At 67.8% G+C, this 20,815-nt stretch carries 15 protein-coding genes; 8 read left to right on the forward strand and 7 right to left on the reverse strand.

Features of this window, described 5'->3' with window-relative positions; translation table 11 throughout:
* Positions 1-3: 3 nt before the first annotated feature.
* On the forward strand, positions 4-990 hold the full coding sequence (locus SH591_RS09795; RefSeq protein WP_324748969.1) for a manganese catalase family protein: 987 nt from the start codon (positions 4-6) through the stop codon (positions 988-990).
* On the forward strand, positions 980-1,168 hold the full coding sequence (locus SH591_RS09800; RefSeq protein ID WP_322831324.1) for a hypothetical protein: 189 nt from the start codon (positions 980-982) through the stop codon (positions 1,166-1,168). Before SH591_RS09795 ends, SH591_RS09800 begins: the two co-directional genes overlap by 11 nt.
* Positions 1,169-1,190: 22 nt before the next feature.
* On the opposite strand, the gene SH591_RS09805 is transcribed toward SH591_RS09800, so the two are convergent.
* Genes SH591_RS09805 through SH591_RS09815 form a run of 3 tightly spaced genes read right to left on the reverse strand, consistent with a single transcriptional unit; the run spans position 1,191 to position 2,672 of the window.
* Positions 1,191-1,595 carry a VOC family protein gene (locus tag SH591_RS09805; RefSeq protein WP_324748970.1) on the reverse strand — a complete coding sequence of 135 codons (405 nt, stop codon included), beginning with the start codon at positions 1,593-1,595 and terminating at the stop codon, positions 1,191-1,193.
* Positions 1,596-1,629: 34 nt separating this feature from the next.
* Positions 1,630-2,154, reverse strand: a complete 525-nt coding sequence (locus SH591_RS09810) for a DUF177 domain-containing protein (protein WP_324748971.1) — start codon at positions 2,152-2,154, stop codon at positions 1,630-1,632.
* Positions 2,151-2,672 (reverse strand): ubiquinol-cytochrome C chaperone family protein, encoded by a 522-nt coding sequence (locus SH591_RS09815; protein WP_324748972.1) that lies wholly within the window; start codon positions 2,670-2,672, stop codon positions 2,151-2,153. Before SH591_RS09815 ends, SH591_RS09810 begins: the two co-directional genes overlap by 4 nt.
* A gap of 130 nt (positions 2,673-2,802) precedes the next feature.
* Between SH591_RS09815 and SH591_RS09820 the strand changes: the two genes are divergently transcribed.
* Positions 2,803-3,276 carry an outer membrane protein assembly factor BamE gene (locus tag SH591_RS09820; protein ID WP_322831328.1) on the forward strand — a complete coding sequence of 158 codons (474 nt, stop codon included), beginning with the start codon at positions 2,803-2,805 and terminating at the stop codon, positions 3,274-3,276.
* Positions 3,277-3,325: 49 nt separating this feature from the next.
* Here SH591_RS09820 and SH591_RS09825 read toward each other — a convergent pair whose 3' ends face one another.
* Positions 3,326-5,590 (reverse strand): NADP-dependent malic enzyme, encoded by a 2,265-nt coding sequence (locus tag SH591_RS09825; RefSeq protein ID WP_322831329.1) that lies wholly within the window; start codon positions 5,588-5,590, stop codon positions 3,326-3,328.
* A 122-nt stretch (positions 5,591-5,712) separates the two neighbouring features.
* On the opposite strand from SH591_RS09825, the gene mutS reads away from it, so the two are divergent.
* Complete coding sequence (mutS, locus tag SH591_RS09830) at positions 5,713-8,331, forward strand: DNA mismatch repair protein MutS (protein ID WP_324748974.1); 2,619 nt, start codon at positions 5,713-5,715, stop codon at positions 8,329-8,331.
* An 8-nt stretch (positions 8,332-8,339) separates the two neighbouring features.
* On the forward strand, positions 8,340-11,126 hold the full coding sequence (locus SH591_RS09835) for a [protein-PII] uridylyltransferase (protein ID WP_324748975.1): 2,787 nt from the start codon (positions 8,340-8,342) through the stop codon (positions 11,124-11,126).
* A 52-nt stretch (positions 11,127-11,178) separates the two neighbouring features.
* Here the strand turns inward: SH591_RS09835 and SH591_RS09840 are convergent, their stop codons facing one another.
* Positions 11,179-13,986, reverse strand: coding sequence for a TonB-dependent receptor (locus SH591_RS09840; protein WP_324748976.1), 2,808 nt, complete (start codon positions 13,984-13,986; stop codon positions 11,179-11,181).
* Between the two features lie 265 nt (positions 13,987-14,251).
* Positions 14,252-14,755, reverse strand: coding sequence for a translation initiation factor IF-3 (gene infC / locus SH591_RS09845; RefSeq protein WP_322831333.1), 504 nt, complete (start codon positions 14,753-14,755; stop codon positions 14,252-14,254).
* A gap of 207 nt (positions 14,756-14,962) precedes the next feature.
* On the opposite strand from infC, the gene SH591_RS09850 reads away from it, so the two are divergent.
* A complete protein-coding gene (locus tag SH591_RS09850) occupies positions 14,963-16,516 on the forward strand; it encodes a glycosyltransferase family 39 protein (protein WP_324748977.1) in 1,554 nt (517 codons plus the stop codon).
* Here SH591_RS09850 and thrS read toward each other — a convergent pair.
* Complete coding sequence (thrS, locus tag SH591_RS09855) at positions 16,513-18,504, reverse strand: threonine--tRNA ligase (protein ID WP_416385236.1); 1,992 nt, start codon at positions 18,502-18,504, stop codon at positions 16,513-16,515. The genes SH591_RS09850 and thrS overlap by 4 nt on opposite strands.
* 148 nt (positions 18,505-18,652) lie before the next feature.
* Between thrS and SH591_RS09860 the strand changes: the two genes are divergently transcribed.
* A complete protein-coding gene (locus tag SH591_RS09860) occupies positions 18,653-19,762 on the forward strand; it encodes a YjgN family protein (RefSeq protein ID WP_324748979.1) in 1,110 nt (369 codons plus the stop codon).
* 3 nt (positions 19,763-19,765) lie between these two features.
* Positions 19,766-20,809 carry a M48 family metallopeptidase gene (locus tag SH591_RS09865; RefSeq protein ID WP_324748980.1) on the forward strand — a complete coding sequence of 348 codons (1,044 nt, stop codon included), beginning with the start codon at positions 19,766-19,768 and terminating at the stop codon, positions 20,807-20,809.
* Positions 20,810-20,815: the final 6 nt, after the last annotated feature.

A 20,815-nucleotide genomic window follows, 5' to 3' on the forward strand; every position in this document is an offset into this window, starting at 1 on the left:
CCAATGTTCATGCATAACAAGCGCTTGCAATATACCGTCCGTGTGTCGGAGCCGAACCCGAAGCTCGCGTGCATGCTCCTGGAGCAGTTCGGCGGAGCGGACGGCGAACTGGCCGCGGCTATGCGTTATTTCACCCAGGGTCTTGCCGAGGAGGATCCGGGCCGCAAGGACATGCTGCTCGACATCGCCACCGAGGAACTGAGCCATCTCGAGGTGATCGGCTCGATAGTGACGATGCTGAACAAGGGCGTGCGGGCGCAGCTGAGCGAGCAGCAGATGGCGGAAGCCGACCTGTACCAAATGGTCGGCTCGACCGGCACCAGCGTCAAGGAGTCGATCCTGTTCGGCGGCGCGCCGGCCCTGATGGACTCGGCCGGCGTCCCGTGGACCGCCGCTTATATCGACAGCCGCGGCGAGCCCACGGTCGATCTCCGCTCGAACATTGCCGCCGAGAGCCGTGCCAAGATCGTTTATGAGCGTTTGATCGGTATCACCGACGATCCCGGCATCAAGGAGGCTTTGGGCTTCCTCATGACGCGCGAGATCGCGCACCAGAAGTCCTTCGAGAAGGCGCTCTTCTCGATCGAGAACAATTTCCCTTCCGGCAAGCTGCCCGGCGTGGATCCCTATACCGACATGTACGTCAACGCTTCCCAGGGCGAGGGCGACATGCAGGGTTCGTGGAACAGCGGGGCGCTTTGGAACCGCGTCGACGACCTCAACGAAGTGCTTCCCGCGGATGCCGATGGAGACGGAACGGCCAGCGTTACGCTGGGCACCAGCGATGCCGGCGCCATGGCGAAGATGGTGACTCGCCTCAAATCCGATCTGTCGGCGGACCCCGTCACCGGATCCGATCTCGGTGCCGGCCCCGGCGCGGGCAAGACGACGAACGGCGACATGGGCGGATCGGCGAGCATCCACGAGGCGACGCGGGACGCGGAAGCGGTCGCCAAGGCTGAACGCGCGGAGACGACCGATGCGCAATGACAAGCTCGCTTGGGGCGGCATCCTGCTGCTTGGCACGATGACCGCCCTCGCCCTGCCGAAGCTGGCTGGCAAGGGCCGGCTCGCGGTGCGCCGGGCTACCGGAACCACGCACCGCAGCGGCGTCTCGAACCCCGGCGTGCGCGCGACGGCCGATCCGACACGGGGGTTCCCGGCCTGAGGACAGCGACCGCTCCGACCAGTCAGCCTTGGTCCGGCTCCCGGCTCGGCGCGCCGATCGACCAGACATGGCCGTATGGATCGCGCAACTGGCCGTAGCGGTCGCCCCAGAACTGGTCTGCGAGCGGCATCAGCACTTCGGCGCCGGCGCCGGTCGCGCGCGACCAGAATGGATCGGCGTCGAACACGGCCAGGTGGAGCGTCACCCCGGCAGGCGCGGCGGCCTCCGCGCCGCCGCGGAACTCGGGAAAATCGTCCGACAGCATCAGGTCGTCGCCATTGATGCGCGGGTGCGCGTGCATCAGCCGCCGCCCGTCGTCGGCGGGATGCCGGCCCAGTTCTTCGGCGTCGAAGGCCCGCTTGTAGAAATCCACCGCCTCGGCGGCGCGGCCGCCGGTGATCGTGAGATAGGGTATGAGTCCGCTCATCGCCGCCCTCCCTTTGGACTGGCGGCCGATTCTATCATTCTTTGCGGAGCGCCGCGAACGGACTCCGCGCCACCCGCTCGGCCTCCATCTCGTCCTCGCTCTTGACGCCGACCTCGCGCAGCACGTCCTCGGCGTCGGGCGCGCGGGGATAGGGGTCGAGGCCCAGCGACAGCGATTCCGCCACCGCGTCGCCGATATCGACCATCGCGCCGTCGTAGAAGACGACGTCCATCTCCTGCTCGCTGAGCTCGATTTCCTCCTCGGCATGGCCCTCGGGCGGCGGCCGGAACAGGATCGTGAACGCCTCCTCCACGCGGGCGGAGACCGGGACGGCGGTGGCGACGCAGCTCTGCGTCACTTTGGCGCGGAGCGTGCCGACGGCGGTGATGGCTTCGCCGGCCCGGGTCATGGCGACATCCGCGGCGAGGCGCTCGACCGAAACCAGCCCGAACCGCTCGGCGAGAGCCGCGCGCTCGGCTTCGTCGGCCTCGATCTCGATGGTGCGCGGGCCCGCGCCCAGCGTGTCGATGCGCACGGTGCGGCAGAACTCGGCGGTCATAAGGCGGGCAACTCCCCGGCAAGCAGGCGATCGGTGGCGACGGCGCCAAGCCGGTCACGCAGCGACTCGAGACGGGCGGCGACGAACGCCAGCGCCTCGGGCGAGGGCGGCGCATCGTGGAAGATGTTGCGCGCCACCGGCGCGTCCAGCGCGCCCGTGCCCGCCGTCCGGAAGGCGGCGAGCCGTCCGCCGAGCGCGCTCATCATCCGGCCGATATGCTTGCCGACCATCAGGTCGCCGATCCCCATCTGGCGGATGCTGCCGTCCATGTCGGCGACGAACAATTCGGTGAGCAAGACGCTGTCCTGCTTGGTGCCGTCGCCCTCCTGCTCGAGCCGCAAGAGGACGAGGGTCAGCACGGCTGCGATCATGTCGAACCGGCCGTCGATCGTGTCGGCCACCTGCCCCTGCCGATACCAGGCGGGATCGCGGCCGGTTGCGACGATCGCGCCGTAGAGCGGCTCGAGATGCTGCCGTTGCCGTTTTTCATCGCCGAACAGGCGGGAGAGGAAGGACACGTTAAGCCTTTGCTGCTGCGGCGCGCACTTGCGCCTTGGGGACGAAATTGCATATTGGGGAAACACAGGCGGCCCGCAAGGCGGGTGCCGGCGCGGATGTGATGCGTCCGGCGTTTCAGGAGATTTCTCAATGACCTTCCGGTTCGGACGCAGCTTTGCCCTGATTGTCGGCATGGGCCTCGCGACCACCGCCTGCACCCAGATCCGCGATCACCAGGGCTATCTGGTCGACGATGTGCTCGTCGCCTCGGTCCAGCCCGGCGTCGACAATCGCGAATCGGTCCAGGGCACGCTCGGTCGCCCCACCTTCACCGGCCAGTTCGACCAGCGCGATTGGTATTATGTGTCGCGCGACACGAAGCAGCTCGCCTTCAAGATGCCGAAGCCGACCGCCCAGACCGTGCTCCACGTCCGCTTTGACGAAGCCGGCAACGTCGTCGCGGTCAACAAGACCGGCCTCGAGCAGGTCGCCTCGATCACGCCGATGGACGACAAGACCCCGGTGATGGGCCGCGATCGCGGCTTCTTCGAGGAATTGTTCGGCAATATCGGCCAGGTCGGCGCCGCCGGCCTGCCCGGCCAGACCGCCGACAACCCCCGCTAAGCCGCTCCTCACGGGCGCGCCGCAGGACACGCCCGTAAGCGCGTTGCTGTCAGCCGGCGATGCCGCCGGCGGCGAGCACGGCCAGCGTCACCAGGTCCGAAGCGCTCGACGTCATCGGCGCGACCTGGACCGGCTTCGCCATCCCGACCAGCATCGGCCCGATCACCGCGTCGCCGCCCAGCTCCTTGAGGAGCTTGGCCGAGATGTTGGCCGATTGCAGGCCCGGCATCACCAGCACGTTGGCGGGCCCGGTCAGGCGGCTGAACGAATAGACCGACTGCATCTTGGGATTGAGCGCCACGTCGGGCGCCATCTCGCCCTCATATTCGAAATCGACCTGCCGCGCGTCGAGTAGCCGCACGGCGCCGCGGACATTGTCGAGGAACGTGCCCTCGGGATTGCCGAAGGTGGAATAGGACAGGAAAGCGACGCGCGGCTCGTGGCCCATGCGGCGCGCGACGGCCGCCGTCTGGACGGCAATATCGGCAAGCTGCTCGGCCGTCGGCCGTTCGGTGACCGTCGTGTCGGCCATGAACACGGTGTGGCTCTTGCCGACCAGCACGTGGATCCCGAACGGGGTGCAGCCGGGCCGCGGATCGAGCACGCGGCGCAGCTGGCGGATGGTCTGAGCATAGGGGCGGGTCACGCCGCTGATCAGGACGTCGGCCTCGCCCAGCGCCAGCAGCAGCGAGGCGAAGGTGTTGCGGTCCTGGTTGACCATGCGCTCGATCTCGCGGTGCAGGTAGCCGCGGCGCTGCATGCGCTTGTAGAGATAGTCGACCATCTCCGGCACGCGCGTGTAGGTGCGGCTGTTCAGCACTTCGATGCCCTCGGGATCGTCGACGCCGAGTGCCCGCAGCCGGTCGTGCACGCTGTCGCGCCCGACCAGCACCGGGATGCCGTAGCCGCCGTCGCGGAAGGCGATCGCCGCGCGCAGCACGACGTCTTCCTCGCCCTCGGCGAAGAGGACCCGCTTCGGATTCCCTCGCGCCGCTTCGTAGGCCAGCGTCAGGACTGAGGTCGTCGGGTTGAGCCGCGATTTGAGCTGGGTGCGGTAGGCCGCCATGTCCTTGATCGCGAACTGCGCGACGCCGCTGTCCATCGCCGCCTGCGCGACCGCCGCCGGCACGACCTCCATCAGGCGCGGATCGAACGGCGCGGGAATGATATATTCGGGGCCGAAGCTGTGCGCCTTGCCGCCATAGGCCGCTGCGACTTCCTCGGGCACCTGCTGGCGCGCGAGAGCGGCCAGCGCCTCGGCGGCGGCGATCTTCATCGCGTCGTTGATCGTCGTCGCGCGCACGTCGAGCGCGCCGCGGAAGATGAAGGGGAAGCCGAGGACGTTGTTGACCTGGTTGGGGTAGTCCGAGCGCCCGGTGGCGACGATCGCGTCCGGCCGCGCGGCCTTGGCCTCCGGCGGGGTGATCTCGGGATCGGGATTGGCCATGGCGAAGATGATCGGCTGCGGCGCCATCTTCTTCACCAGTTCGGCCGGCAGTGCGCCCGCCGCCGACAGGCCGAGGAACACGTCCGCATCGACCAGCGCCTCGGCCAGCGTCCGCCGGTCGGTGTCGACTGCATGGGCCGATTTCCACTGGTCCATGCCGTCGGTGCGGCCCTGGTAGATCACGCCCTTGCGGTCGCACATCAGCACATTGTCGTGGCGGACGCCCATCGACTTGATCAGCTCGGTGCAGGCGATCGCCGCCGCGCCGGCGCCGTTCACCACCACGCGCACGTCCTTGAGGTCGCGGCCGGTGAGGTGGCAGGCGTTGATCAGGCCGGCGGCGGTGATGATCGCGGTGCCGTGTTGGTCGTCGTGGAAGACCGGGATGTTCATCCGCTCGCGCAAGGTCTGCTCGATGATGAAGCAGGCCGGGGCGGCGATGTCCTCGAGGTTGATGCCGCCGAAGCTCGGTTCCATCAAGGCGACCGCGTTGATGAAGGCGTCGGTGTCCTCGGTGTCGAGCTCGAGATCGATCGAATCCACGTCGGCGAAGCGCTTGAACAGCACCGCCTTGCCTTCCATCACCGGCTTGGATGCCAGCGCGCCGAGATTGCCGAGGCCGAGGATGGCGGTGCCGTTGGAGATGACGGCGACCAGATTGCCCTTGGCGGTATAATCATAAGCGGCGGCGGGGTTCTCGGCGATCGCGCGCACGGGCACGGCGACGCCGGGCGAGTAAGCGAGGCTGAGGTCGCGCTGGGTCGCCATCGGCTTGGAGGCAACGATCTCGATCTTTCCGGGGCGGCCCTGCGAATGGAAATCCAGCGCTTCCTGCTCCGAAAATTTGACGTTGCTGCCCTCGTTCATCTCACTCTCCCTGTCTGCGCGAAGCTCTAGGCTCGGCGACGCTAAGGCTGCAAGGGGCGGAAAGCCGCACCGACCGCACAAGCCGGTTTCGCCGCGGCGATTCAGCCATTATCCCCGCTCCCATGGCGACCAAGGTCAAAGAGAGCAGCAACGCACCCACGCCGATGATGGCGCAATATCTGGCGCTGAAGGCCGAGGCGCAGGATTGCCTGCTGTTTTATCGGATGGGAGACTTCTTCGAACTCTTCTTCGACGACGCCAAGGCGGCCGCCGCCTGCCTCGATATCGCGCTCACGGCGCGCGGCGAGCATGAGGGCGCGCCGATCCCGATGTGCGGCGTGCCGATCGGCGCCGCCGAAGCCTATCTCGCCCGCCTGATCCGCGCCGGCCACCGCGTCGCCATCGCCGAGCAAACCGAAAGCCCGGCCGAGGCCAAGAAGCGCGGCTCCAAGTCGGTCGTCGCCCGCGCCATCGTCCGCGTCGTCACCGCCGGCACCCTCACCGAGGAAGCCCTGCTCGACTCGCGCACCGCCAACTGGCTGGTCGCGGTGGCCAGGGTCGGCGACCGCTTCGGCCTCGCCGCGGCCGACATTTCCACCGGTCGGTTCGAATTGTCGTCGGTCGCGACCGGCGCGCTCGATGCCGAGCTCGCCCGGCTCGCCGCCGCCGAGATCGTTGCCCCGGAGCCGCTGGACGGCGTCGCGGTGCAGCAGCGCAAGTCCGGGTTCGACAGCGTCGCCGCCGAGACGAAGCTGATGGAGCGGTTCGGAGTCGCGACGCTCGACGGCTTCGGCCAGTTCGATCGCCCGGCCCTATCCGCCGCCGGCGGCCTGCTCGCCTATCTCGACGAGGTCGCGCGCGAATCGCTGCCCTTTCTCCGCCCGCCGGTCGGCCGCGCGCCCGACGGGCACATGATGATCGACGCGGCGACGCGCGAGAGTCTCGAGCTCACCGTCTCGGCCGGCGGCACGCGCGCCGGCAGCCTGCTCGCGGCCTTGGACCGCACGGTTACCGGCGCCGGCGCCCGCCTGCTCGCCGCCGACATCGGCGCGCCCTTGCTCGATCGCCCCCTGATCGAGGGCCGGCTCGACCTCGTCGCTTTGTTCGAACGCGATGCCGGGGCGCGCGACGCGATCCGCCGCCAATTGAAGGCTTTGCCCGACATCGGCCGCGCGCTGGGGCGAATCGCGGCCGGACGCGGCAGCCCGCGCGACCTCGGCCAGCTGCGCGACGGCCTTGCCGAGGCGCGCCGGCTCCACGATCGCCTCGCGGCCTTGCCGGAGCCGCCGTCGCTGCTCGCCGAATTGCTGCCGGCCCTCGTCGGGCATGGCGAGCTGGTCGATCTGCTCGCCCGGGCTCTGGTGCCGATGCCGCCGATCGAGGCCTCCCAGGGCGGCTATATCGCCGAAGGCTATGATGCAGCGCTGGACGAATTGCGCGCCACCGGCGGCGAGGGCCGCCGCGCGATCGCCGGTCTCGAGGCGCGCTACCGCCAGCAGACCGGCATCACGACGCTCAAGATCCGCCACAATGGCGTGCTCGGCTTCCATATCGAAGTGCCGGCGCGTAACGCCGACAAGTTGATGGCCGCCGACTCGGGCTTCATCCACCGCCAGACCCTGGCCGGCGTCGTCCGCTTCAACGCCCCCGATCTGCACGAGCAGGCGATGCGCGTCGGCCAGGCCGGCGCCCATGCCCTCGCTGCCGAGGCTGCCCATCTCGAGGAGCTGACCGCGGCCGCCTTGGCCCGCGCCCACCCGATCGCCGCCGCCGCCGATGCTTTGGCTCGGCTCGACGTCGCCGCCGCTCTGGCCGAGCGCGCGGCCGAGGGCGGCTGGTGCCGGCCCGAATTCGTCGGCCACAATTGCTTCGAGGTCGAAGCCGGGCGCCACCCGGTCGTCGAGGACGCGTTGCGCGCCAGCGGCGAGCGCTTCGTCGCCAACGATTGCGGCCTCGCCGAAACCGAGCGGCTATGGCTGGTCACAGGCCCCAATATGGGCGGCAAGTCGACCTTCCTGCGCCAGAACGCCTTGATCGCCCTGCTCGCCCAGGCCGGCTCCTACGTGCCGGCCGGCAAGGCGAGGCTCGGGCTGGTCGACCGCCTGTTCAGCCGCGTCGGCGCTTCCGACAACCTCGCGCGGGGCCGCTCGACCTTCATGGTCGAGATGGTCGAGACCGCCGCGATCATCTCCCAAGCGACCGAGCGCAGCTTCGTCATCCTCGACGAGGTCGGCCGCGGCACATCGACCTATGACGGCCTCGCCATCGCCTGGGCCGTGGTCGAGGCGATCCACGACCGCAATCGCTGCCGCTGCCTGTTCGCGACCCATTATCACGAGCTGACGCGGCTCGCCGAGCGGCTGGACGCACTCTCGCTCCACCATGTCCGCGCGCGCGAATGGAAGGGCGAGCTCGTCTTCCTACACGAGGTTGCGAAAGGCCCGGCCGACCGCAGTTACGGCCTCGCCGTCGCCAAGCTCGCCGGCCTGCCGCCGCCGGTGCTCGCCCGCGCCAAGGCGGTGCTCGCCAAGCTGGAGCAGGGCAAGGCCGCGACCGGGGGTATCGCCGCCGGGCTCGACGATCTGCCGCTGTTCGCCGCTGCGATCGCGCCCGAGGAGCCTTCCGTCGATCCGCTGGCCGAGGCCCTCGCCGGGATCGATGCCGACGCTCTCAGCCCGCGCGAGGCGCTCGACCTCGTCTACCGGCTCAAGCGGCTGGCGGCGGAGCGCAGCGACGCCTAGATTGGGGCATGGCCGCCCGCTTCGCCTCGATCCCGTCCCGCCGCGCCATCGTCGATCGGCGCGCCCTCGCCGACGCGATCGAAGCGCTGCGCGGCGAAGCCGACCCTTTCCTCCGCAAGCAGGCCGTCACCGCCTTGCTCAAGCAGGCGCTGGCCGACGGCCGAGCCGAGATCGCGCGGCGGCTCGAGGCCAAGCCCTGGAACGGCACCGAGACCGCGTCCAGCTACGCCTTCCTCACCGACCAGGTCCTGCGCCTGGCCTATGATTTCGTCACGGAACAACTCTATCCGCGCGCCAACCCGACCGCGGGCGAGCGGCTCGCTCTGGTCGCGGTCGGCGGCTACGGCCGCGGCGAGATGGCGCTCCATTCGGACGTCGACATCGCCTTCGTGACGCCGTGGAAGCCGACCGGCTGGTCCGAGCAGGTCATCGAGACGATGCTCTATCTGCTTTGGGACCTGAAGCTGAAGGTCGGCCATTCGACGCGCTCGGTCGACGACGTCGTCCGGCTCGCCCACGAGGACCATACGGTCCGCACCGCCTTCCTCGAATCCCGCTACGTCTGGGGCGACGAGGCGCTCCACGACGAGGCGGCGGCGCGCTTCCGCAAGGAAGTGGTCGGCGAGGACGCCAAGACCTTCGTCACCGAGAAGCTCGACGAGCGCAACGCGCGCCACAAGAGGCTGGGCGACAGCCGCTATGTGGTCGAGCCCAACGTCAAGGAAGGGAAGGGCGGCCTTCGAGATCTCCACACGCTCTTCTGGATCGGCAAATATGCCTATCAGCTCGGCTCGGTCGCGGAGCTGGTCGATGTCGGCCTGCTCGCGCCCGACGAGCTCCGGCAATTCCAGAAGGCGGAGCGCTTCCTGTGGGCGGTGCGCTGTCACCTCCACCTCACCGCCAACCGCGCCGAGGACCGGCTGACGTTCGACTATCAGCGCGAGATCGCCAGCCGGATGCATTATGCCGACCGCCCCGGAAAATCGCCGGTCGAGCGCTTCATGCAGCATTATTTCCTGCACGCGAAAGCGGTCGGAGACCTCACCGGCGTCTTCCTCGCGCACCTCGACGAGAAGTTCGCCCGCAGCGGCCGCCGGTTCGGCCTGCCGGCCCTGCGGCGGCGGCCGCGCAAGCTGGAGGGTTTCGTGCTCGATCGCGGCCGGCTGGCGCTGCCCGACGACGATTTTCTGCGCAAGGATCCGGTCCGGCTGATCCAGATGTATGCGCTGGCCGATCTCCACGGCCTTGAGATCCATCCGCTCGCAGCGCGGGCGGCGGGGCGCGACGCCAAGCTGATCGACCACAAGGTCCGGTCCGATCCGCGCGCCAATGCCCTGTTCCTCGATGTCCTCACTTCGCCGCGCGATCCGGAGACGGTGCTGCGCTGGATGAACGAGGCCGGCGTGTTCGGTCGCTTCGTTCCCGATTTCGGCCGTGTCGTCGCGCAGATGCAGTTCGACATGTACCATCACTATACCGTCGACGAGCATTCGATCCGGGCGATCGGACTGCTGTCGCGGATCGAGAGCGGCGCGCTCAAGGACGATCATCCGCTGGCCACCGCGCTTTTCCGCCAGCTTTCCTCGCGGCGCGTGGCCTATGTCGCCGTGCTGCTGCACGATATCGCCAAGGGGCGCGGCGGCGACCATTCCGTCCTCGGCGCCGAAGTCGCGCACCAGCTCTGCCCCCGCTTCGGCCTCACCGAGGCGGAGACCGAGATGGTCGCCTGGCTGGTGCGCTGGCACCTTTTGATGTCGGCCACCGCCTTCAAGCGCGACCTCGCCGAGCCCAAGACGATCCGCGACTTCGTCGGCCGGGTGAAGAGCATGGAGCGCCTACGCCTGCTGTTCCTGCTTACCGTCGTCGACATCCGCGCGGTCGGGCCCGGCGTCTGGAACGGCTGGAAGCGCCAGCTCCTGCGCGAATTGTTCGAGTCGGCGGAGGAGATGCTGCGGCTCGGCCACAAGCAGAAGGGCCGGCGCGAACGGGTCGCCGGCGTGCAGGAAGCACTGGCGGCGAAGCTCGGTTGGGACGATCCCCATTTCACGCGCCTCGCCTGGCGGCTGCCGGACAGCTACTGGCTCGCCGAGCCGGTCGAGGTGCTGGAAAGCAACGCCCGCTTCATGGATGCAGCCGACCGCACGCCGGGCGCCGCGGCGCCGATGGCGACGAGCATCCAGCCCGAGCGCGGCGCCACCCTGCTCACCGTCTACGCCAAGGACCAGCCGGGCCTCTTCTACCGCGTCGCCGGCGCGATCAGCCTGGTCGGCGGCAACATCATCGACGCGCGCATCCACACGACGAGCGACGGCATGGCGCTCGACAATTTCCTCGTCCAGGACGCGGCCGGACAGCCATTCGCCGACCCGCACCAGCTCGAGCGGCTCGAACAAGCGGTGGCGGACGCCGTCGCGGGGCAGGAGCCCCTGACCGAGCGGCTGGAGGCGAAAGCCCTGCCGCTCACCCGCGCCGAAGCGTTCGAGATCAAGCCGGCCGTGTTCATCGACGACAAGGCGTCCAATCGCTACACAGTCGTCGAGGTCAATGCGCGCGATCGCGCAGCCCTGCTCAGCGGCCTCGCCCAGGCGATCTCGCAGTCCAAGGCGGCGATCCACTCCGCCCATATCGCCACCTATGGCGAGCGCGCCGTCGACGTTTTCTACGTGACCGACCTGCATGGCGCCAAGATCGCCAGCCCGGCCAGGCTCAAGACTTTGCGCGAGCGCCTGCTCAAGGCCGCCGACTGGCGCGAAGCGTCCGGCGGCAGCCGCATGCGCAGCCGCGCCGCCGCATAAGAAAAGGCCCCCGCCGTCGCCGGCGAGGGCCCTCCCTTGTTCTTGCTTCGGATCAGAAGCGGGTGCGAACCGTCAGACCGTAGGTGCGCGGCTCGGCCAGGTAGGACGAGTAGAGCTGGTTGGAGGTGCCGCCGAAGCGGACCACGTTGGCCACGCTGCCGGCGCCCTGGAACGGCGAGTTGAAGCCGACCTGCTGATATTTCACGTCGAACAGATTCTGCGCCCAGACTTCGAGCGACCAGCGATTGTCCGGGCCGCGGATGCCGGCGCGGGCGTTGACGATGAAGTAGCTGTCCTGCTCCTTCTCCGGCGCCAGGTCCGAACCGGTATTGTAGTCGGAAGTCAGGCGGCCATCGACGTAGAACAGACCCGAAAGGCCGCTGACGCCCAGATCCGGCGTATAAGCGAACGACGTAGTGACGACATGCTCCGGCGCGTTCGACATGTTGTCGCCGGCGAGGAGGAACAGCGCGGGATCGAGCGGCTCGCCGTCGATGCCGACCAGGTTGCGGCGATACTTGGTCTTGGCGAAGGTGTAGCCCGCCGTGACCGCGATGTCCGGGTGCGGCGAGAAGGAGGATTCCAGCTCGATGCCCTGCGAGCGGACGCCGGCGCGCAGGTCGTCCGCGGCGCACGCGCCGGTCGAGGTGGATGCGTCGGTGTCGGCACCGCCAAGGTCGCTGCGGCAGCTGTTGATGTTCTGGACGATGAACACCGAGCCGTTGAACGTGTTCAGCTGGAAATCGCTGAACAGCTGATGGAAGGCGGCGACGTTGAAGGTGAAGCCGCGGCCCGAATATTTGAGGCCGACCTCGTAAGCGTCGACCTTCTCCGCATCGAACTGGAGATCTGCGACATCGGCCGGCGTGATCGGGAAGAGCGCGGCGGTGCGGGCCTGGATCGGGCGGGTGCCGAGCGCGGAGCGGTCGAGGTTGAAGCCGCCGGCCTTATAGCCCTTCGAGAAGCTGCCGTAGAGCAGCAGGTCGTCGTTCGGCTTGTAGGAGAGGATGGCGGTGCCGGTCCACTCGTCTTCCTTGCGCTTGTCGCTGAGGTCGAGTCCGTTGAGCGCGACGCTCGAATTGCCTTGGCAGGTGAGGGTGACGATGCCGCCGATCAGCGTGCGCAGATTGGCCGGCACGGCCGGGTTGACCAGAAACGGGCTGAGGTTCTGCTGCTGCTCCGGGCAGATCGTGTTGTTGTTGTTGAAGTCGCCTTCGAACTTCTTGACCTCGTTCGTGTAGCGCGCGCCGAGGGTCAGCGCGAGCTGGTCGGTGATGTTGAAGATATTGTGGGTGAAGAAGGCGAAATTCTCGCTGTCCTGCCGGTAATTGGCGCGGATGTCGCCCATGTTGTTGACCTGGCTGAGACGGTCGATGCCGGCGATGATCGCAGCAGTGAAGGGGCCGAAGGCTGGGGTCGTGCCCGGCAGCGCGCCGGTCAGGACGGCACGGCCAGTCGGGCTGAGGCAGCCGGCATTGGCCGGGTTGCGAAGCACGGCGGCCGGGTTGACGGTCGCGACGATGCGGCATGCGGCGAACGCGCCGTACTGGCTGCCGAACATCGTGTTGTCGGCGACGTGCAGCTTCTCGTTCGCGTAATAGCCGCCGAACAACCAGTCGAGCTTGTCGTCGAACGCCGACCCCTGCAGGCGCAGCTCCTGGGTGAACGTCTTGAACTGGCGGAAGGCATTGCCGTCGTCGGCGCGGAACGCGATGTCGACATTGCCATAGTCGATGTCGGCGGCGCCGCCGGACTTATACTCGCGGTACGAGGTGATCGAGGTTAGCGCGCCGAAGCCCATGTCGTAATCGACCTGGAGCGAGCCGCCATAATCCTCGGTCGTGTTGCGGAAGGTGCGGCCCGGCGTCAGCGCGACGAGCCGGTTGAACGGGTCGCCCGCCGAGGGGAGGACGCCGCCGAGGCTGGTCAGGATATCGACGATGCGGTTGTTCGGGGCGACCGCGAAATCGCCGTTCGCATTGGTACCGGGCGCGCCCGGCGTCGGGTCGAACGTCTCGCGGGTCGAGATGTAGACTGCGCCGCAGCAGCTCTCGTCACGATGCGTGTAATCGCCGATCAGACGGATTTCGAGGGCGTCGGTCGGCTCGTAGAGCAATTGGCCGCGGACGAAGATGCGGTCGCGGTCGTTGATCCGCTCCTCGCTGCCGCCGCCCGGAGTGAAGTTCTTGAGGAAGCCATCGCGCTGCGTCCAGACCGCGTCCAGGCGGTAGCCGAGGCCGGAATCGCCGATCGGGCCCGTCAGCCCGCCGCCAAGCCGCCAATAATCGTAATTGCCGTAGGTCGCTTCGGCATAGCCCTCCATCTCGTTGAGGTTGGGCTTCTTGGTGATGATGTTGAGCAGGCCGGCCGAGGCGTTGCGGCCGAACAATGTGCCCTGCGGGCCGCGCAGCACTTCGACGCGCTCAATCTCGCCGAGTTCGTTGAGGCCGACGCCGGTGCGCGAGCGATAGACGCCGTCGATGAACACGGCGACCGAGCTTTCGAGGCCGGGATTGTCGCCGACTGTGCCGATGCCGCGAATGCGGGCGGAGCCGTTGGCCTCGCTGCCGGTCGAGGAGACGAGCAAGGACGGCGCGAGCTGGTTGAGGGCGCGGAGATCGGAGGCGCCGCTATTCTGCATCGCCTCGGCATTCACCGCGGAGACGGCGAGGGGAACGTCCTGCAGCACCTGGGCGCGGCCCTGGGCGGTGATGATGATGTCCTGATCGTTGCCCTGGTCGACGTCGGCCGCCTGCTGGACCGGCGAAGCCTGGTCGGTGGGCTGGGTCTGATCCTGGGCGTAAGCGGGTGTCGTAAGCGCAGCGGCAGCCGCGGAGATCAACCAAAAGGACTTACTCATCTTCCCCTCCAATTCATTATGTTTGGGAAAGGAGTACTGAAAAGCCGCAGCACCCGCCAGCCGGAATCCGCAGTTTCCCGCCACCTGTGCTTGCGTCTATGGCAATTGAGCAACAATCGAGTTGCAGAAAGAAACTAACAACAACGCGCGATTCAGGATGCCGTAACGGAAAGCCCGCCTCTCCACCGGGTGAAGAGACGGGCTTTTATTTGAGCTAGTGGCGCAGAGCGGTCGCCGAGCGACCCGTCCGAGCTCCGATCGGGGCTTATTTGGGCGCCAGCACCATCAGCATCTGGCGGCCTTCCATGCGCGGATGCTGCTCGACCTTCGCGGTCTCGGCGACATCGGCCTGGACGCGCTGCAGGAGGCGCATGCCGAGTTCGCCATGGGCCAGCTCGCGGCCGCGGAAGCGCAAAGTCACCTTGACCTTGTCGCCCTCGCCGATGAAGTCGTTCACCTTCTTCATCTTCGTGTCGTAATCGTGATCGTCGATGTTGGGACGCATCTTGATCTCTTTGATTTCCTGCGTCCGCTGCGTCTTGCGCGCGAGATTGGCCTTCTTCTGGGCCTCGTACTTGTATTTGCCGACGTCGAGGAACTTGGCGACGGGCGGATCGGCGTTAGGAGAAACCTCGACAAGGTCGAGCCCGACTGCGGCAGCCTGTTCGATCGCTTCCGCGGTCAGCAGGACCCCGAGATTATCGCCATTCTCATCGATCACGCGCACGCGCGGAGACGAGATGAATTCGTTGAAGCGAGGGCCGTTCATCGGGGGCGCCATCGGGCGCCGGTTGAGAGGGGGACGTATAGCTGTTTCTCCTGGAACCGAAATTACTGGCCGCATCTAGTGATTCGTCGGGCAAAATGGAAGGTGCCGCGCCCCGAGCCGGTACTTTTCTGGCGGCCTGTTGCGGCTGGGACGCGACGGGAAGCAGGGTTAATCGCATTTTAGCACCGCCGCCCTACCCCTCGGCGCATGACTCAAGGTGCGGCTATCGAGGCGAGTGCGTCCGGCGCGGGGTTCGGCGGAGCCGGTTGGCGCGCCCTCGTCCGGTCGCCACTGGCGGCGGTGCTCCTGTTTACATGGCTGCTGATCGCGCTCGGCACGACCGGTTTCCTCGGCCGGGCCGGTGATGATTGGCAATATCTCCAGGCAGCGCGGTGCGGGGCGGAGTACGGCCTCTGCCTGCCGCACGACCATTGGTGGCGCCGATTCCCGCTCATCGCCCCGCTGGCGGCGGTGCTCCACCTGCTGGGCGAGAGCCGCGCCACGATCTCGATCGTACCGCTCGCTTATGGCGTGGCGACGATCATGCTGTTCGTGGTCATGGTTGAACGCCAATATGGCCGCCGCGAAGCCTTGTTCGCAGGACTGGCCCTGGTCGCCACGCCGGCCTTTTCGGGGCGTCTGCTCGAGCTCAACGTCGATATCCCCGAACTGGCCTTCGTGGTCGCCGCGGTCTTCTGCGTGCAATCGGCCTGGCGCAGCGGCCGCGGTGCCTGGGCCGCGGCGGGCGGCGCCATGCTGGCGCTGGCGATCATGACGCGCCCCACCGCGCTGCCGCTGCTGCCGCTGTTCCTCGCTGGCTTGTGGATGACGGATCGGCGGCGCTGGATCCCGCACTTCCTCGCCGGCCTGCTGGCCCTGCTTCTGGTGGAAGCTGCCGTCTACGGGGTCTGGGCGGGCGATCCTTTGCTGTCGTGGAAGCTGTCGCTCGCCCACACCCGGATCCCGACGCCGGTGCTCTCCGCCAGCGTCGACCTCAGCCAGAGCCCCTTGTTCAATCCCGCCTATATCGATGGCTGGCGCAAGGGCATGGGCATCTCGGTCCACTGGACCGTGGACGGCCTGCTCAACCTGCTCGTCCACCCCTGGATCGCGTTGACGCTGGTCTGCGCCTCCGCCTTCCTCCTCCTCGACTGGCGCAGGCTGGGCTCGGCGGATGCGGGCGGCCGGCCCTTGCTCTTCCTCATCGCCGCCGCCGCTTCGCTGTTCGGCGCGCTGGTCTACGGCCTGGCGATCGATCCGCAGCCCCGCATGTTCCTCGCGCTCGCCGCGGTGGCGAGCCTGTGCTTCGGTCTGTTGGCCGCGCGCAGCTGGGACAGGCGGCGTGGTCTGGTAATCGCCGCCTTGGTCATTCTCCTGGGCAAGGGGCTGATCGCGTCCTACGACGCCGTCGATCTGGAGGGGGCCGCCGCACTCGCGCCGCGCTGGATCGCGGAAGAGGGTGCCGGTCTCGCCGTCGACAAGGACAGCGCTCGCTATTTCGCCCTGGTCCCCGAGGTCGGTGCGCTGTCGCGCCTGGACGCGGCGCCCGCCGCCCGGCGCCTGCTGCTCGTCGGCGAAAATGATTGCCTGAAGGCGGCGGTCGCGGCCGGCCACGCCGGTTGGAACGTGCTGCGCGCCGCGCGTTTCGAGAGGCCGGGGCCGGCGCCGGTCGCCGCGCTGCGCCGCCGCCAGATATTCTTCAATCCGCAAGCCGTGCCGGTGCTGTGCATCCTCGGCCGTGCCGGGGACTCGGCGGCTTAGCCGCGCAGGTCCGGCGGGGTCGCCTCGCTCCTGAGCCGCTCGATCAGCGCGTCGAGCCCGATCACTTCCTGGCGCGCGTCGCTGCCGAGCGGGCGCAGCGCGATCGTGCGCTCCTCGGCCTCGCGCTTGCCGACCACGAGCAAATTGGGGACCTTGGCGAGGCTGTGCTCGCGCACCTTGTAGTTGATCTTCTCGTTCCGAAGGTCGGCCTCGGCGCGGATGCCGGCCGCGGTCAGCTTCGCCTGCACTTCGCGCGCATAATCGTCGGCGTCGGAGACGATCGTCGCCACCACCGCCTGGGTCGGCGCCAGCCACGCTGGCAGGCGGCCGGCAAAATGCTCGATCAGGATTCCGATGAAGCGCTCGTAGCTTCCGAAGATCGCGCGGTGGAGCATGACCGGCCGGTGCCGCTCGCCATCCTCGCCGACGTAAGACGCGTCGAGCCGGTCGGGCAGTACGCGATCGGACTGAATCGTGCCGACCTGCCAGGTGCGGCCGATCGCGTCGGTCAGATGCCATTCCAGCTTGGGAGCGTAGAAGGCGCCTTCGCCGGGCAACTCCTCCCAGCCATATTCCGGCGTGGCAAGGCCGGCGAGGGCCACCGCGGCGCGCAATTCGGCCTCGGCCTGATCCCACATTTCCTCGGTGCCGAAGCGCTTCTCGGGGCGGAGCGCCAGCTTGATCGCGTAGGTGAAGCCGAAATCCTTGTAGATCCGGTCGGCCAGGCGACAGAAAGCCTGCACCTCGTCGACGATCTGGTCCTCGCGGCAGAAGATGTGGGCGTCGTCCTGGGTGAACTGGCGCACGCGCATCAGCCCGTGCAGCGCGCCGTGCGGCTCGTTGCGGTGGCAGCAGCCATTCTCGTAGAGCCGGAGCGGCAGGTCGCGGTACGATTTGATCCCCTGGCGGAAAATCAGGACGTGCGCCGGGCAGTTCATCGGCTTCAGCGCCATCCAGTCCGCATCGTCGCTGACGATCGGCCCTTCGTCCTCGACGTTGGGCACCTCGTCGGGGATGACGAACATGTTCTCGCGATATTTGCCCCAGTGGCCGGACTGCTCCCATTGGCGAGCGTCCATCACCTGCGGCGTCTTGACCTCCTTATAGCCGGTCGCGTCGATCGCGCGCCGCATATAGGCCTCGAGCTCGCGCCAGATGACATAGCCGTTCGGGTGCCAGAAGACGCTGCCATGGGCTTCCTGCTGGAGGTGGAACAGGTCCATCTCCTGCCCCAGCTTGCGGTGGTCGCGCTTGGCGGCCTCTTCGAGCCGGTGGAGATGGGCGTCGAGCTGCTTCTTGTTGAGCCAGCCGGTGCCGTAGATGCGGCTCAGCATCGCGTTCTTCTGGTCGCCGCGCCAATAGGCGCCGGAAACGCGCGTGAGCTTGAACGCCTGCGGGTCGAGCTTGCCGGTCGAGGCTAGGTGCGGGCCGCGGCAAAGGTCCATCCACTCGCCGGCGCGGTACATCGTGATCGTCTCGTCGGCGGGCAGCTCCATCACCCATTCCGCCTTGAACGTCTCGCCGCTCTTCAGGAAGAGTTCGCGCACCTGGTCGCGCGTCCAGACCTCGCGCACCAGCGGCGCGTCCTGGGCGATGACGCGGCGCATCTCTTCCTCGATCGCGGGCAAATCCTCTTCGGTGAAGGGCCCGCGCTCCGGGTTGGGCGCGAAATCGTAATAGAAGCCGTCGTCGGTCGCCGGGCCAAAGGTAATCTGGGTGCCCGGGAAAAGGTTCTGCACCGCCTCGGCAAGCACGTGGGCAAAATCGTGCCGCGCCAGTTCGAGCGCGTCGGCCTCGTCCCGCGCCGTGATCAAGGCAAGCTCGGAATCCTCCTCGAACGGGCGCATGATGTCGCGCACCTCGCCGTTGACGCGCGCCGCCAGCGCCGCCTTGGCCAGGCCCGGGCCGATCGCCGCCGCGACGTCCGCCGGCGTGGTTCCCCGCTCGACTTCGCGCACCGAGCCGTCGGGAAGTTTGATCGAGAACATCTGCGTCATGGGCGTCTTCTACTCCGTCGCCCGGCGAAAATCAGGCGTCGGGTTCACTTAAGTGGGGGTGGCACACTGTCAAGCGCATCGCCGCTTGCCAAGCCGGGGTGGTGCGGGTCAAGCTGTCGCTTCGATCGGGGGGGAATCGATGAACGACATGTCCGGGGGGCCGGCGCTCGACGAGTGTCCGGCGGATTCGAGCTTTCGCTTTACGGGAAGTTGGCGGGAATTCCTGCCGATCGCGCTGACCAACTTTGCGCTGACCGTCGTCACGCTCGGCTTCTACCGATTCTGGGCGAAGGCACGCGAACGCCGCTACCTCTGGAGCCGTACCCATTTCATCGACGATGCGTTCGAATGGACCGGCACCGGCAAGGAGATGTTCCTCGGCTTCCTGATCGTCGCCGCGGTGCTGATGCCGGTCATTCTGTTCGTCAATTTCGGCTTCCAGGCCATGGTGCTCCGTGGCCAGGCGGCGCTCGCCGGCGCGATCCTGCTCACCCTCTATGTCGGCTTCTTCTATCTCTATCACGTCGCCAAGTTCCGGGCGCTGCGCTACCGGCTGAGCCGCACATGGTGGCACGGCATCCGCGGCGGCAGCGACGCTCCCGGCTGGGATTATGGCTGGAAGGGCCTGTGGAAGAGCGCGGCGGGCTGGGCGGTGTTCGGCTTTCTCGTTCCCTGGTCGATGACGCAGCTTTGGAACGATCGCTGGAACCGGATGAGCTTCGGCGGCCACCCGTTCAAGGCCGATGCCCATGAGAACGGCCTCATGCGGCGCTGGCTGCTCCTCTATCTCGTTCCCGTCCTTTCGCTGGTGATCCTCTCCATGGCTCTCGCGGCTGTGGCCGTCTCGCTGGGGACGGACCTCGAGGACGGCACCGTTGAGTCGTCTGCTATAATCGTCTCTGTCGTAGTGGGCAGCTTCACGGTGTACGGACTGGTGCTGCTGTTCGGTCTCAGCTTCTACACGCTCTTCTTCCGCCAGGTCGCGGCGGCGACGAGCGTTGGTGGCCTCTCGTTCGTGTTCACCGCCCGCACCCGTGACTGGCTCAAGCTGGTCCTCGGCAATATCGGGCTGGTGATCGCGACGCTCGGCGTCGGGCTGCTGTTCCTCTCCTATCGCAACTGGGCCTTCGTCGTCCGCCACATGGAGGCGAGCGGAGTCGTCGACCTCGATCTGCTCACCCAGTCGACCGCGCGTGCGCCGACCGACGCCGAGGGTTTGGCCGACGCGTTCGATTTCGGCGCGGTCTGATCGATGCACGAAGCCTGGCTCTACGACGGGGCGAGCGCCGTCCGGCATCGCGTCACGCTTGAAGCGGCCGGACCGGCGCTGGGGATCCGCGGCGCCCCGGATCCGGAGCTATGCCTCGGCCGGGACGAGCTCGTCCATGTCGAGAGCCGCGCCGACGCCGAATTGTACGGCCGCAGATCGGTGCCGGGCTGGCGGCTTGGCGTGCCCAGGCCGGTGCCGGACGAAATCGCCGCCTTGTTGCCCGCGCGACAGGTCTATGGACGGTGGATCGACCGGATCGGGCTGGGCAAGGCGCTCGCCGCGGGCGCCGTCGCCTCGGCCGCCATCCTGTTCCTCGGCCACAAGGCGCCGGCCCTGCTGGCGCCTCTGGTGCCCTATAGCTGGGAGCAAAGCTTCGGCGATGCTCTGGTCGGCGATCTCGGCGGGAAGTTTTGCGCCGGGACCGGCGGCCAGGCGGCGCTCGACGCGATGGTGGCGAAGCTCACGCCCGATCCCGCGCGCTACAAGGTGCGGGTCGTCAATGTCCCGATCGTCAACGCGGTGGCCTTGCCCGGCGGCAATATCGTGATCTTCCGGGAATTGCTGGCCGAGGCCGATGGCCCGGACGAGGTGGCCGGCGTGCTCGGCCACGAGATCGCCCATATCGACAATCGCGACGTCACCCGGGCGATGATCCGGGAATATGGCTTCGGCCTGCTGCTCGCCTCGGTCGGCGGCACCACCGGCGGCAACGTCGATATGCTGGCCAGCGCCAGCTACAGCCGCGAGGCCGAATCGAAGGCCGACGAGGATTCCATCGCCGCTTTGCGCCGCGCCAACGTCTCGCCGCGGCCGACGGCGGGGTTCTTCGCCCGCCTCGCCAGGCACGAAAAGGGCCTCGACGGCTGGGACGGTGCCCTGGGCTACGTCTCGTCCCATCCCTTGTCCGAGGGGCGCCGCCGTCGCTTCGAGGAGAGCGCCGAGGCCGGCCGTGTTTATGCCCCGTCGCTGACCGAGGAGCAGTGGGCGGCGCTCGCGGACATTTGCCACAACGATTCGAACCGCTAAGTCGGC

Origin of the sequence: Sphingomonas sp. LY54, from assembly GCF_035594035.1 — a bacterium.
Lineage (GTDB): Bacteria > Pseudomonadota > Alphaproteobacteria > Sphingomonadales > Sphingomonadaceae > Allosphingosinicella.